Annotated in this window: 10 protein-coding genes; 3 read left to right on the top strand and 7 right to left on the bottom strand. The window is 72.9% G+C overall.

Annotation, left to right across the window (positions count from 1 at the left end; translation table 11 throughout):
• Window positions 1-59 precede the first annotated feature (59 nt).
• The 5 genes from DZF91_RS35555 to DZF91_RS35535 all read right to left on the bottom strand — a co-directional run bounded on the left by DZF91_RS35555 (window position 60) and on the right by DZF91_RS35535 (window position 6630).
• Window positions 60-2870 (bottom strand): family 20 glycosylhydrolase, encoded by a 2811-nt coding sequence (locus DZF91_RS35555; protein ID WP_117361424.1) that lies wholly within the window; start codon window positions 2868-2870, stop codon window positions 60-62.
• 250 nt (window positions 2871-3120) lie between these two features.
• The gene (mctP, locus tag DZF91_RS35550) at window positions 3121-4728 is read right to left on the bottom strand and encodes a monocarboxylate uptake permease MctP (RefSeq protein WP_328589263.1); all 1608 of its coding nucleotides are present in this window, start codon (window positions 4726-4728) and stop codon (window positions 3121-3123) included.
• A complete protein-coding gene (locus tag DZF91_RS35545) occupies window positions 4725-4985 on the bottom strand; it encodes a DUF3311 domain-containing protein (RefSeq protein ID WP_117361423.1) in 261 nt (86 codons plus the stop codon). Before DZF91_RS35545 ends, mctP begins: the two co-directional genes overlap by 4 nt.
• Window positions 4986-5257: 272 nt before the next feature.
• Window positions 5258-5965, bottom strand: coding sequence for a carboxymuconolactone decarboxylase family protein (locus tag DZF91_RS35540; protein WP_117361422.1), 708 nt, complete (start codon window positions 5963-5965; stop codon window positions 5258-5260).
• 92 nt (window positions 5966-6057) lie between these two features.
• On the bottom strand, window positions 6058-6630 hold the full coding sequence (locus tag DZF91_RS35535) for a VOC family protein (protein ID WP_235834799.1): 573 nt from the start codon (window positions 6628-6630) through the stop codon (window positions 6058-6060).
• A gap of 371 nt (window positions 6631-7001) precedes the next feature.
• On the opposite strand from DZF91_RS35535, the gene DZF91_RS35530 reads away from it, so the two are divergent.
• A complete protein-coding gene (locus DZF91_RS35530; RefSeq protein ID WP_407920968.1) occupies window positions 7002-9251 on the top strand; it encodes an anthranilate synthase component I in 2250 nt (749 codons plus the stop codon).
• A 36-nt stretch (window positions 9252-9287) separates the two neighbouring features.
• The gene (locus DZF91_RS35525) at window positions 9288-10211 is read left to right on the top strand and encodes an SDR family oxidoreductase (RefSeq protein ID WP_117361419.1); all 924 of its coding nucleotides are present in this window, start codon (window positions 9288-9290) and stop codon (window positions 10209-10211) included.
• Window positions 10212-10228: 17 nt separating this feature from the next.
• Here DZF91_RS35525 and DZF91_RS35520 read toward each other — a convergent pair whose 3' ends face one another.
• On the bottom strand, window positions 10229-11266 hold the full coding sequence (locus DZF91_RS35520) for a helix-turn-helix transcriptional regulator (RefSeq protein WP_117361418.1): 1038 nt from the start codon (window positions 11264-11266) through the stop codon (window positions 10229-10231).
• Window positions 11267-11355: 89 nt separating this feature from the next.
• Here DZF91_RS35520 and add point away from each other — a divergent pair, with 89 nt between their 5' ends.
• Window positions 11356-12429 carry an adenosine deaminase gene (gene add, locus DZF91_RS35515; RefSeq protein ID WP_117361417.1) on the top strand — a complete coding sequence of 358 codons (1074 nt, stop codon included), beginning with the start codon at window positions 11356-11358 and terminating at the stop codon, window positions 12427-12429.
• Window positions 12430-12471: 42 nt separating this feature from the next.
• Here add and DZF91_RS42810 read toward each other — a convergent pair.
• A partial coding sequence (locus DZF91_RS42810; protein WP_147341534.1) for a DUF1266 domain-containing protein occupies window positions 12472-13387 on the bottom strand: 916 nt, incomplete at its 5' end.

Genomic DNA, 13387 nt, shown 5'->3' with positions numbered 1-13387 from the left:
CGTGCGCCCCGGCCGGCATGACCGGCCGGGGCGCACCCATGACCTGCTGGATCAGCCGGCTACCGGATCAACCGCCAGGCGGCGGGAGAGACGTCGGGGGCCTGCCCGGCGCCCGGACGCAGCGCCCGGAACAACTCGCCCTGGTAGGAGACCACCGCGTCCCGGCCGTAGGAGCCGTCCGGCTTCCACACCGGCACGCCCACCGGCGAGATCCGGCTGGTGCGGCCGTCCACCGCGCGGGTGCGGGTGAGCGCGTACGCGCCGACCCCCGCCGGCCCCGAGTACCCGTGCCACCGGACGCCGTCGGTGGAGTACTCGATCGCGAGCCCGGGATCGCGGACGTTCGCGCTGAGCGTCCCGCCCTCGATCTTCGCGCCGGGCAGCGGGATGCGGTAGTTCACCCCGGCGGCGCCCGGCAGTCCGACCGGACGGTACGCCGACAGCAGCGGGAACGTGACCTGCCCGAGCGTGTTGGAGAAGACGTTCCACGCGGCGGGCATCTGCGCGGACGTCGGGGTGTTGCGGTTCCATGCCCGCTCGGCCGCGCCGAGCAGCTTGGGGAACGCCTGGTACTCGCGCAGCTGCGGGGTCATGCCGTTCTCACCGAACAGCTGCGCCTCCATGCCGAGGATGTTCTTGCGGCCCTCGGCGGTCAGCTTCGTCCAGGACGGGTTGGGCTTGATCGGGTTGCCCCACCGGTCCTCGGTCGCGTTCGCGTACACGTCGAACGGCTGGTAGGTGAACGTGGACTTCTCGTCCACGTACTCGGCCCAGTAGTAGCCGGGCTCGTCCGGGTCCTTGTTGTAGGCGAGGTCCATGTACAGGTTGGTGGCGTGCGCCAGGACCACCGGCGTGCCCTCGTTCGCGAACCGGTAGGCCCAGTCCTCGCGTCCCCAGCCCCACACGTTCTGCCACGGCAGCGGCGTGAAGCCCTTCAGCCGGAACGACGTGGTCGGATCGGTGATGTCCTCCCACCCGGACGTCCGCGGCGCCGCGGTGCGGGCGATGTCGTTCCACTTGCCGAAGAACAGGTTCTTCAGCTCCTCGCCGCCCTTGCCCGCCGTCTCGGGGTTGCTCTTGCAGGCGGGGGAGCCGGACCACCACGTGTCGGGCGCGCCGGGCGGTTCGTCGCCGCCCAGGCTGATGCGGCCGAGCGGCGCGTCCGCCCCCGCGTAGATCTTCTTGAGCTCGCCGACGACCTTGGTCAGGAACCGGTAGGTGCCCGGCAGGCACGGGTTCGCCATGTTGTCGGTGTAGCCCTGCACGCTGACGTGGCGGGACGTGTCGTTCGGGTCGAGCATCCGGTACGTCGCGTCCCCGGAGTTCCGGTAGCGGCGCTCCATGGCCTGGACGGCCGCCCGGGCGTGCGCCGGGAAGTCGAACTCGGGGATGACCTCGATGTGCCGCTGCTTGGCGTACCGCAGGATCGTCTGGAAGTCGGCGACCGAGTAGTAGCCGCTGCCCTTGCCGACGAAGTTCAGCACGTCCGGCTCGTACCCCTGGTACGCCGGGGGACGGCCGAGGTTGGCCTGCGTCTGGTTCCGGGCCTTGCCCGCGATGCCGTCCCCGCCGCCGAGGTCGTTCACCGAGCCCATGCCCTGGTGCAGCGCGTTCGTCTCGTCCGGGTCGAACGCGCGGTGCGCGCCGAACCCGGTCAGCTCGGGCAGCCCCGGGATCTGCAGCCGCCAGCCCTCGTCGTCGGTGAGGTGCAGGTGGAGCTTGTTCAGCTTGGTGAACGACATCAGGTCCAGGAACTTCTGGACCGTCTGCCGGCTCTCGAAGTGGCGGGCCACGTCGAGGCCGAGGCCGCGGTAGGGGAACAGCGGCGCGTCCGCGACCGTCGCGCGCGGCACCCGCGCGGCGCCGCCGCCGTGCCCGGCGGCCCGGTACGCCGTGGCCGGGACGAGCTGCCGCAGCGTCTGGATGCCGTGCAGCACCCCGGCGGCGTCCGTCCCGGTGATCTCCACGCCGGACGTGGTGGACAGCGTGTAGCCCTCGGCGTCCGGCCTGCCGTCGTGGTCGACGTCCAGCCGCGGGTCGGTGCGCAGCGTGATCGGCACGCCGCGCGCCCGGGTCAGGTCGCCGAGCGCCGACCTCAGGTACGCGGCCTCGCCTTCCAGGCTCTTCGGGGCGCGGACGTCCGAGCCGCCGCCGATCGCGACCGTCCCGCCGGCCGCCTGGGCCGACAGCGGCTGCGGGACGATGCTCTGCTGGAGGCTCAGCGAGAGCCGGGTCGCGGTGTTGTCGGCGTACCGGCGCGCGGCGTCCTGCACCGGCCGGTTGTCGCCGCTGAACGCCTTGGTCTGCTTGGGGTCGGCCGGGTCGAGCAGGGACTTGGCGGGCATCCAGTGCGGAGTTCCGCCGTCGTAGGAGATGCTCCACCCCGCCGGGGCGTCGGTCTTCTGGACGGCCCACAGCTCCATGTTGAAGTCGACCGGGCGCCGCTCACCGGGCTTGACCGGCCGGAACGCCGCGGTCGGCTTCAGGACGTAGAAGTCGCCGCTCTGCGCCCGGTCGGCGCGCGCGACGCTGAGTCCCTGGTCGGCGAGCTGCTTGCGGCCGACGTCGCCGACCGTCCCGGACAGCACGGCCGCGGGCTGCCGGACGGAGGTGAAGTACATGGCCCACCCGGACGACCCGAGCCCGCAGCGGCGGTCGTGGTCGTCCAGGGTGAGCCGGGCACGGAAGTAGACGGCGTCGGTGACCGTGTGGTCGACCGGCTGCCACGTCATCTGGAGCGCACGCGGGTCCGGGTGGCAGGCGGCGGACGCGGGCGCGGACGCGAGCACCGCCGCCCCGGCGGCCGTCAACGCGGCGACCGGGACGAGCACCGCCATCCGGGGCGGTCTTCTCAGGGCTGGCTGCGACATGAACAGGAAAGTAACCTGTCTATTTCCGCGCCCCGGCGATCTCCCGGCGCCCTGATCCGGCCACCCGGGAAAACGCAGGCCCGGGCGTCCGTCCGCTACCGGACAGCACCGCGAGGTTGACCCCGTCCCACCGGAACCGGAAGCGGCCCGGCCCCCGGGAACGAGGGCCGGGCCGGGTCCACGTGGTCACACGGAGAGCCGAGGTGCCGGGTTCACGTGCCGGGTGCCGGGGTCACGTGCCGGGTGCCGGTCACGTGCTGGAGGAGAACTCCAGGTCGCGCACCTTCGGGTCGCCCTCGTCGGCCGTGTAGTCGTCGGGCGCGGTGGCGTCCTCGCCGTCCTCCAGGCCGGCGGCCTTCAGGATCAGCGAGACCGCGACCGCGACGACCAGGTTCACCAGCAGCGCCAGGATGCCGACGTACACCGTCATCTTGGTGTCGAGGCCCAGCTCGCTCAGCTTGTAGGCCGAGCCGCCGAAGTGCTCCTTGCCCTTGGCCGGGTTCGGGATCTCGTACAGCATCCACAGGCCGGCCGCCATGCCCGCGACCCAGCCGGCGATGAGCCCGCCCCGGTGGAACCAGTTGGTCACCAGGCCGAGGCCGACCGCCGGGAGCGTCTGCAGGATGATGACGCCGCCGATCAGCTGCAGGTCGATGGAGAACTCGGGGTCCAGTGCCAGGATGCAGACGACCGCGCCGACCTTGACCAGCAGCGAGACCAGCTTGGAGACGACCGCCTCCTGCTTGTCGGTCGCGTCCTTGTGGAAGAACTCCTTGTAGATGTTGCGCGTGAACAGGTTCGCCGCCGCGATCGACATGATCGCCGCCGGGACCAGCGCGCCGATCCCGACCGCCGCGAACGCCACGCCCGCGAACCAGTCCGGGAACATCTTGTCGAACAGCACCGGGACGACCGTGTTGGTGTCCGGCTTGCCGCCGCTCGTCAGCGGCTTCACGCCGCCGGCGATCGCCATGTAGCCGAGCAGCGCGATCAGCCCGAGCACGAAGCTGTAGGCGGGCAGCGCCGCCATGTTCCGCTTGATCACGTCCCGGTTCTTGCTGGCCAGGACGCCGGTGATGCTGTGCGGGTAGAGGAACAGCGCCAGCGCCGAGCCGAGCGCGAGCATCGCGTAGTTCAGCTGGTTGGTGCCGTCCAGCAGGACGCCGTCGCTCGGCGCCGGGGTCTTGGCGAACTTGGCCTGCGCCGTGTCGAAGATGTTCCCCCAGCCGCCCACCTTGGACGGGATGTAGAGGACCGCCACGATGATCACGATGTAGATCAGCGCGTCCTTGACGAAGGCGATCAGCGCCGGCGCGCGCAGCCCCGACTGGTAGGTGTAGGCCGCCAGGATCCCGAACGCGATCAGGATCGGCCAGTGCCCGTTCACGCCCATCGCCTTCAGCACCGACTCGATGCCGACCAGCTGCAGCGCGATGTACGGCATCGTCGCGACGATGCCGGTGACCGCGACGACGGCCGCGAGCGCCGGGGAGCCGAACCGGGCCCGGACGAAGTCGGCCGGGGTGACGAACCCGTGCCGGTGCGACACCGACCACAGCCGGATCAGGACCAGGAACACCAGCGGGTACACCACGATCGTGTACGGGACGGCGTAGAAGCCGGCCGCGCCCGCGCCGAACACCAGCGCCGGGACGGCGACGAAGGTGTAGGCGGTGTAGAGGTCGCCGCCGATCAGGAACCAGGTGATCCAGCTGCCGAACGAGCGTCCGCCGAGGCCCCACTCGTCCAGGCTGTGCATGCTCTCCGGCCGCCGCCACCGCGCCGCCACGAAGCCCATGCCGCTGACCAGCACGAACAGGACCGCGAAGACGACGAACTCGGTCATGTGGTCCTTCACCGGTCATCCTCCTTCCGGCGCTTGGTGGCCTGGTAGACGGCCGCGGTGCAGAGGACGCCGAGCGGGATGAAGGCGAACTGCATCCAGTAGAACGCCGGGAACCCGCCGATCCGGGGCCCGTCGTGGTTGAACAGGAGGGTCAGCAGGGGGACGACGACCGGGACGACCAGCAGCCAGTTGAGCGGGTGGTGGTCCGAGCGCCGCGGTGTGGCCGGAGCCGCGGTCGGGGGTTCGGGGGGTGGGTCCTGCGGGGCCAAGGGGTCCTCCTCGCGCACATGTCGCCTCGCGGCCGACCGGGGCTGTCCAAAAGGTGAGACAGCTCCTGACCTGGGGTGAGTGGCGGGAAGCCTACTGGTTGTCCGATTACGGTGAGGTCTCGGACTCGCCACGACTGCATGGAGCGTTCCAACATGTGAAACACCAGGTCAGGGCGGTGGCTCCGCGGCTGCCCGAGCGGCGGCCGTGATCTGGCCTGGCGGCGACCGTGATCTGCCCGGGTGAGGGCCCGTGATCCGCTCCGGCGGCGGGGTCAGCCGCCCGCCGCGCCGCCCGCCGCGCCGCCCGCCGCGTTGCCCGCCGTACCGCTCGTTGCGCCGCCCGCGATGTCGTCGGCGATGTCGCGGGCGCCGTAGCCCTCCGGGGCGGGGACCTCCACGACCGGGTCGTCCCGGTCGTCGAACTCGACGCGCAGGGCCCGGGCCATCGTCGCGTGCATCTCATACAGGCAGGTCACGTAGGTCAGTTCGAGGATCTGCTCGTCCGGGAGGTGCTTCTGCAGGGTTGCGAACACCTCGTCGTGCACCCGGCCGCCGTTGAGGACGAGCGCGTCGGCGTAGGCGAGCACGGCGCGCTCCACCTCGTCGAACAGGTCGGACACCTCCCAGTGGGCGACCGCCCGGATCTTGTCCTCCGGCACACCGAGCGCCCGCATCTGCTTGCAGTGCTGGGAGAACACGAACTGGCTGCCGCGCGCCCACCCGGCCCGCGTCTGCCCCAGCTCCCGCAGCAGCGGGTCCAGGCTGACGCCCCGGTACACCTGGAAGCCCCGGACGCAGTGCTTGAAGATCGCCCGGTCGAGGGCGAACGTCGTCCACCAGGTCCCGGGCGACCCGGTCGCGGTCGGCCGGCCCTCGGTCGGGTCGGCGTCCTCGCCGAAGAGCCGGTCGTAGAAGAACAGGGCCAGCTCGTCGCCCTTCCGCTCGAGCTCGGCGCGGGTGACCTGGCGAAGTCGGGGCATCGGGCTTCTCCTTCGGCGCGGCAGGGCGGGTTGGAGACGGCAGGGCAGGTTCGGGGCGGCAGGGCCGGGCGGCGGTCGGGTCGGAGGCCGGGTCAGACGGTGCGGTCGGCGGACGTCCTCGGCTCGTGCCGGACGTCGTCCGGGCGGTCCAGCTCGCGCAGCCAGCAGGCGAACTCGACCAGGACGCCGTCGGGGTCCCTGAAGTAGATGGACCGGACGAAGACGCCGTCGTGGACGTCCCTGGCCACGCCGAACTCGCTGTCGTCGTGGTTGAGCAGGACGCCGACGTCGACGCCCTTGGCGACCAGCCGGTCGCGGTACTCCTCGATCCGGTCGGGCGGGACGTCGAAGGCGATGTGGTTCATCGAGCCGACCGCCGACAGCAGCTCGCCCCGGTCGGGGAGGTCCTTCGGCGCGGACACGCCGGGGACGGGCTCGGGGGCGTCGGGGAACCAGAAGAACGCCAGCGCGTTCCCGCCGCCGCAGTCGAAGAAGAAGTGCTGGCCCCAGCCCATCGGCAGCTCGATCGTCTTGATCAGCGGCATGCCGAGGACGCCCTGGTAGAAGTCCACGGTCCGCTTCATGTCGCGGCACACCAGCGCGACGTGGTTCACGCCGCGCAGCTCGAACTCGGTGTTGGCGCGTCCGGCTCCGGTGGAGGTCACGCCGTCCTCCCGCCCGTCTCGGTAAGTGATCCCTTTCATCCATCTTCGCAGGAATGCCGGGCGGACAGAAGCCCGCTTCGCCCGGGAGCCGTCCGGGCGGGGAGGCCGCCGGACGCTCCCGGCCCCTCCCGCTGGGAAACCGTGCGTATCCGGAGTGTGTTCGGAAACTCGGACGGCGACCTCCGGATGGGTGTTCCCCCGGAGGTCGTGGCGGCGACGGCGCGTGAGCGGGTACGCTCGGCGCATGCGAACCGACACCCACCGCCAGTGGTGGTGGCGCCGCTGAGGCGGCGCCGGTATTCGCACGTTCGACGACCAGGCGATCGCCCCTCACCGGCGGTCGCCTTTCGTGCTTCCACCGGTGCGGGGCCTTGACCAGACGAGGGGCCACCGCGGTGGAGACCGTCCAGCAGAAGCCGCTGACCAGCGAGTTCGTGACCGCCGGGGGAGTGCGGGTGCGCCGTGTGGCCGCCCCGGTCGATCCCGAGCGCAAGTCCGCCGTGCTCAACGCGCTCGTCGCCGCCGTGGGGGAGCGGCGCGGCGGCGTGCTCAGCTCCGGCATGGAGTACCCCGGCCGCTACAGCCGCTGGCACATGGCCTACGTCGACCCGTGCCTGGAGATCGTCGCGCGCGGCCGGACGGTCGCCGTCCGCGCGCTGAACGACCGGGGCCGGGTGCTGCTGCCCGCCGTGGCGTCCGCGGTCGCCGGGACGGGCGAGACCCGGGCGAGCACGGACGAGCTGGTGGAGGTGTTCGTCCCCGAGAGCGGGGAGTTCTTCACCGAGGAGCAGCGCAGCCGCCGGCCGACCGTCTTCACCGCCCTGCGCGCGGTGGTCGACCTGTTCCGCTGCGACGACCCGCACCTCGGCCTGTACGGGGCGTTCGGCTACGACCTGTCGCTGCAGTTCGAGCCGCTGCGCACCCGGCTGGAGCGCCCGGACGACCAGCGCGACCTGGTGCTGCACCTCGCCGACGAGATGGTCGTCGTGGACCGCAAGCGCGAGACGTCCCACCGGCTGTCGTACGAGTTCACCGTGGACGGCGCGTCCACCGACGGGCTCGCCCGCGCGACCCGGCCGACGCCGGTCCGGGCGGTCGCCGAGCTGCCGCCGCAGCCCGTCCCCGGCGTGTACGCGCAGTTGGTCCGCGAGGCGAAGGACAAGTTCGTCCGGGGCGACCTGTTCGAGGTCACGCCGGGCCACGCCATGCACGGGCGCTGCACCGACCCGGCCGCGTTCTTCGAGCGGCTGCGCGAGACCAATCCCGCGCCGTACGAGTTCATGTTCAACCTCGGGGACGGGGAGTTCCTGGTCGGCGCGTCGCCGGAGATGTTCGTGCGGGTGGGCGGCGACCGGGTCGAGACCTGCCCGATCGCCGGGACGATCCAGCGCGGCGCCGACCCGCTGGAGGACGCCGAGCAGATCCGCACGATCCTGGCGTCCGCCAAGGACGAGTCGGAGCTGACCATGTGCACCGACGTGGACCGCAACGACAAGTCGCGGATCTGCGTGCCGGGCAGCGTGAAAGTCCTCGGGCGGCGGCAGATCGAGCTGTACTCGCGGCTGATCCACACCGTGGACCACATCGAGGGGCGGCTGCGTCCCGGCTTCGACGCGCTGGACGCCTTCCTCACCCACATGTGGGCGGTGACGGTGACGGGCGCGCCGAAGACGTGGGCGATGCAGTTCATCGAGGACAACGAGGACGCGCCGCGCCGCTGGTACGGCGGCGCGGTCGGGTTCGTCGGCTTCGACGGGTCGATGAACACGGGCCTGACCCTGCGCACCGCGCAGATCCGCGACGGGGTGGCGACCGTCCGGGCGGGCGCGACGCTGCTGTTCGACTCCGACCCCGACGAGGAGGAGCGCGAGACGCACCTCAAGGCGAGCGCGCTGCTGCGGGCGCTCGCCGAGTCCGAGGCCGCGAGGGCGCGGACGGGCGCGGACGGGACGGCGGACCCGGCGGCGACGGCGGATCCGGCGGCGACGGCCGACGCGGCGGACCAGGCGACGGCCGACGCGACCGAGCGGGCGGGCGAGGGCATGAAGGTGCTGCTCGTCGACCACGAGGACTCGTTCGTCAACACCCTCGCCGACTACTTCCGGCAGCAGGGCGCGGACGTGGTGACGCTCCGGCACGGCTTCCCCGCCCGGCTGCTGGACGAGCACGCCCCCGACCTGGTGGTGCTGTCGCCCGGTCCCGGCCGTCCGGAGGACTTCGCGACCTCCGCGCTGCTGGCCGAGCTGGACGCGCGCCGCCTGCCCGTGTTCGGCGTCTGCCTCGGCCTGCAGGCGATGGTCGAGCACGCGGGCGGCGAGCTGGCGCTGCTGCCCGAGCCCGCGCACGGCAAGCCGGGCGAGGTCGAGGTGACCGGCGGGAAGCTGTTCGACGGGCTGCCCGGCACGTTCACCGCGGCCCGCTACCACTCGCTGCACGCCACCCCCGACGGGGTGCGGGGGTTCCAGGTGACGGCGCTGCTCGGCGACGTCGTCATGGCGGTCGAGGACCCGGAGCGGCGGCGCTGGGCCGTGCAGTTCCACCCCGAGTCGATCCTGAGCGCGCGGGGCCGGGCCGGTCACCGCATCGTGGCGAACGTCCTCCGCCTCGCCCGTAATTCCTGACGAAAGCTGTCAGGTACTCCTGGGAGCGTGGGGGACATGACGACGACGAACACTCTCAAAGGCAAGGTCGCCCTGGTCGCCGGCGGGACGCGCGGCGCGGGCCGGGGCATCGCGACCGAACTCGGCGCGATGGGCGCGACCGTATATGTGACGGGCCGGACGACCCGGGCCGGGCGGTCCGAGATGGACCGTCCGGAGACGATCGAGGAGACCGCCGAGCGGGTCACCGCGGCGGGCGGCGAGGGCATCCCGGTCAGGGTGGACCACCTCGACCCCGCCCAGGTCACGACGCTGGTCGAGCGGATCGACGCCGAGCAGGGCCGGCTGGACGTCCTGGTGAACGACGTGTGGGGCGGCGACCGGCTGTTCGAGTTCGGCAAGCGGCTGTGGGAGCAGGACCTCGACAACGGGCTGCGCCTGCTGCGGCTCGCGGTCGACACCCACCTGATCACCAGCCACCGGGCGCTGCCGCTGCTCACCCGCAACCCGGGCGGGCTGGTCGTGGAGGTCACCGACGGCACGGCCGAGTTCAACGCCGTCTACCGGGCCGAGTGCGGGCCGTTCTTCGACCTGGCGAAGTGGTCGGTGCTGCGGCTGGCGGAGGCGCAGGCGCACGAGATCGGCCCGCTCGGGGGCACGGCCGTCTCGGTCACGCCGGGCTTCCTGCGGTCCGAGGCGATGCTGGAGCTCTTCGGCGTCACCGAGGACAACTGGCGGGACGCGGCGAAGAACGAGCCGGCCTTCGCCGTCTCCGAGACGCCCGCGCTCGTCGGCCGGGCCGTCGCGTCCATCGCCGCGGACCCGGACAAGGCGCGGTGGAACGGGCGGTCCCTGGACAGCGGGTTCCTCGCCCGGGAGTACGGCTTCACCGATGTGGACGGCAGCCAGCCGAACGTCTGGCCCTTCGTCCGGCGGATGCGGGACGGCGAGGACCCGGGCGACCCGGAGGACTACCGCTAAAACCCTCGAACCGGTGGTCACCACCGCCGGTCCGGCGACCCGCGGTCCCGTAGAGGCGGTTCCGTGATCGAGCGGAACGGCGGGGGAGGTCGGCGGTAGAGGGCGGCTGCGCGCTCGGTGGTCTCGGCCATCCGGGCGCGCAGCTCCGCCGGTTCCAGGACCTCGACGTCCGGGCCGAGGCCGAGCAGCTGCGTGAACGCCACCTCCGCCGACTCCACGGGCAGGACGGCCGTGACCCAGCCGTCCGGGTCGGGCGCCCGCGCGGCCTCCTGCGCGCGCTCGACGGCCTCCGCCTCCACATGGAACCGCAGCATCCGCAGCCCGGCGGGGCTGAGGCGGACCGTCACCCGCTCGCGGAGCATCCCGTGCCGGAACTCGGCCGTGCTCGTCCGCCAGAACCCGGCCAGGTCGAACGCCTCGTCGCGGGCGAAGTGCTCGCCCAGCGGACGGACGTCGGTGATCCGGTCGACCCGGTAGGTGCGGTGGCCGCGCCCGGTGCCGGCGACCAGGTACCAGCCGCCGTTCTTGAGCACCAGCCCGTACGGCTCGACCGTCCGGACCACCTCCGCGTCGCGCCGCCGGTACCGGATCTCGGCGCGCTCGTCCGTCCACACCGCGCGGGCCAGGTCGCGCAGCGGCGCGGGCGGCGTCGGGTCGCCGAACCAGCCCGGCGCGTCCAGGTGGAACCGCTGCCCGGCGCGCAGCGGCGCGTCCTGAAGCACCGACGGCAGCGCGGCGCGCACCTTCAGCTCGGCCGTGGCGACCGCGTCCGCCAGGCCCATGTCCCCGGCCGGGCCGCGCAGGCCCGCCAGGAACAGCGCCTCGGCCTCCTCGCGGGTCAGGCCCGTCAGCCGCGTCCGGTACCCGCCCACCAGCCGGTACCCGCCGCCGGGCCCGCGGTCGGCGTACACCGGGACCCCGGCGGCCGACAGCGCCTCCACGTCCCGGTAGACGGTCCGCTCCGACACCTCCAGCTCGGCGGCCAGCTCCGCGGCGGTCATCTCGCCGCGCGACTGGAGCAGGAGGACCAGGGAGATCAGCCGGGACGCGCGCACACCACCATTGTCGGCCATTCTGACAAGTTCGTGGCAGATAGCCGGGCGGGGCATGGCTCCGCGTCCGGGGCGCTGTTACGTTCGCCCCCATGCTGACCGAGAACCGTTCCGTCCACGCGTTCATCGACGCGCTGCCGAAGGTGGAGCTGCACGTCCACCTCGTGGGCTCGGCGTCGGTGCCGACCGTCCTGGAGCTGGCCAACCGGCATCCGGACGGCGGCGTCCCGACGACGGAGGCCGAGCTGGACGCCTTCTACACCTTCCGTGACTTCGCCGACTTCGCCCGCGTCTACCTCGCGGTCTCCGATCTCGTCCGGACGCCCGAGGACGTCGGGACGCTCGTCCTCGGCGCGGCCCGCGACCTGGCCGCGCAGAACGTCCGCTACTTCGAGCTGACCGTCACGCCCTACAGCCACCAGCGCGTCGGGATGCCGATGCCCGCGGTCACCGAGGCCCTGGACGACGCGGCGCGCCGGGCCCGCGCCGAGCACGGCGTCCGGCTCGCCTACATCTTCGACATCCCCGCCGAGTTCGGCGCGGACGCCGCCCGCGGCACCCTCGCGCACGCCGTCGAGCACCCGCCGGAGGCGCTGGTCGGGTTCGGCATCGGCGGCATGGAGGAGGTCCGGCCCACCCACCGGGACGCCTTCCGCGACGCGTTCGCCGCCGCCCGCGCCGCCGGGCTGCGCAGCCTCCCGCACGGCGGCGAGATGACCGGCCCGGAGACGATCTGGGAGTGCCTCGACCACTACGGCGCCGAGCGCATCGGGCACGGCATCAACTGCCTCGCCGACCCGGAGCTGGTGCGGGTGCTGCGTGACCGGCAGATCCCGCTGGAGGTCTGCCCGACCTCCAACGTCCGCACCGGGCAGGTCCCCGACCTGGAGGCCCACCCGCTGCCGCGGCTGCTGGAGGAGGGCCTGTTCGTCACCCTCAACAGCGACGACCCGCCCATGTTCGACACCACCCTGACCGGCGAGTACCGCGTCGCCGCCGACGTGTTCGGCCTCGGCCCGGCCGAGCTCGCCGGGCTCGCCCGCAACGGCGTCACCGCGTCCTGCATGGACGCGGCCGACCAGCGGGCGATCCTGGACGAGATCGACGCCGTCGCGGCGGGCGCGTCCGCCCCCGCCCCCGGCGCCGACCCCGAGCCCGTGTCGTAGGTCCCTCGTTGCGGTCGGCTCCGGCGGCCGGCTCCGGGGCGGTCAGCCCCAGGCCATCAGCCGCCAGGGGCTGGCCGGCTCGGTCATCAGGATCCGGTGGCCCTCCAGGGACTGCAGGTACAGCTCGCCGAACTCGCCCTCGTCGAACTGCAGCATCCGGCCGAGGATGTACGCGGCCGAGAACTCCTCCCAGGAGTCGTAGGTCCGGTAGGCGCGGTACCCGGCCGTCAGCGTGCAGTCCAGCGCGGTGTCGGCGTCGCAGAGTCCCGCGTTGACACCCCACCGGGCCACGTTCACCGCCCGCCCGTAGTCGTAGGCGTCCACGTCGGCGACGTGGCCGTGGGGCCGCAGCAGGCCGTCCGCGCGGAACCGCTCCTCGTACCGCCGGACCAGGTCGGCCAGTTCGTCGAACTCCGCGATCGACCGGCGGGAGATGTCGTGCCCCTCGCACCGGCGGCGGATCTCCCGCGACCACGCCTCCGGCGTCCGCTGCCGGCACGTCAGCACCAGGCGGATCGCCGGGTGGCTGTACTCGGCCTCCAGGAGCTGGTCCATCTTCTCGCGCCAGCCCTCGGCGTCGGTCACGTGCCAGATGCGGGCCAGCAGGTCGCGGCTCCCCTCCGGGCCGTCCGGGTCGGCCAGGGTGTTCCACGGCGCGCCGTTGCCGACCGCCAGGTGCGCGCCCACGGCCAGCGCGTGCGCCAGCTTCCCCCACGTCGGCGCCTCCGGATCGGTGACCAGGACGTCGTGGTCCCGGTCGGGCCGCCGCTCCGCCTCCGCCAGCATCTGCGCCACCCGCCGGTGCCCGTCCCCGCCCGGGACGAGCCGCGCGAGCAGGTCGCGCAGCGGACCCGCCGCTTCACGCCCGGCGTCCCGCAGGATCAGCCGGGCCGCGTGCACCGCCGCCCGCTCCGCGCGAGGCCCGTCCCCGAGCGTCTGGAACGCCGCCATCGCCGCC

Origin of the sequence: Actinomadura logoneensis (assembly GCF_003428695.1) — a bacterium.
GTDB lineage: Bacteria > Actinomycetota > Actinomycetes > Streptosporangiales > Streptosporangiaceae > Spirillospora > Spirillospora logoneensis.
This window is presented reverse-complemented; position numbering and strand designations above follow the sequence as displayed.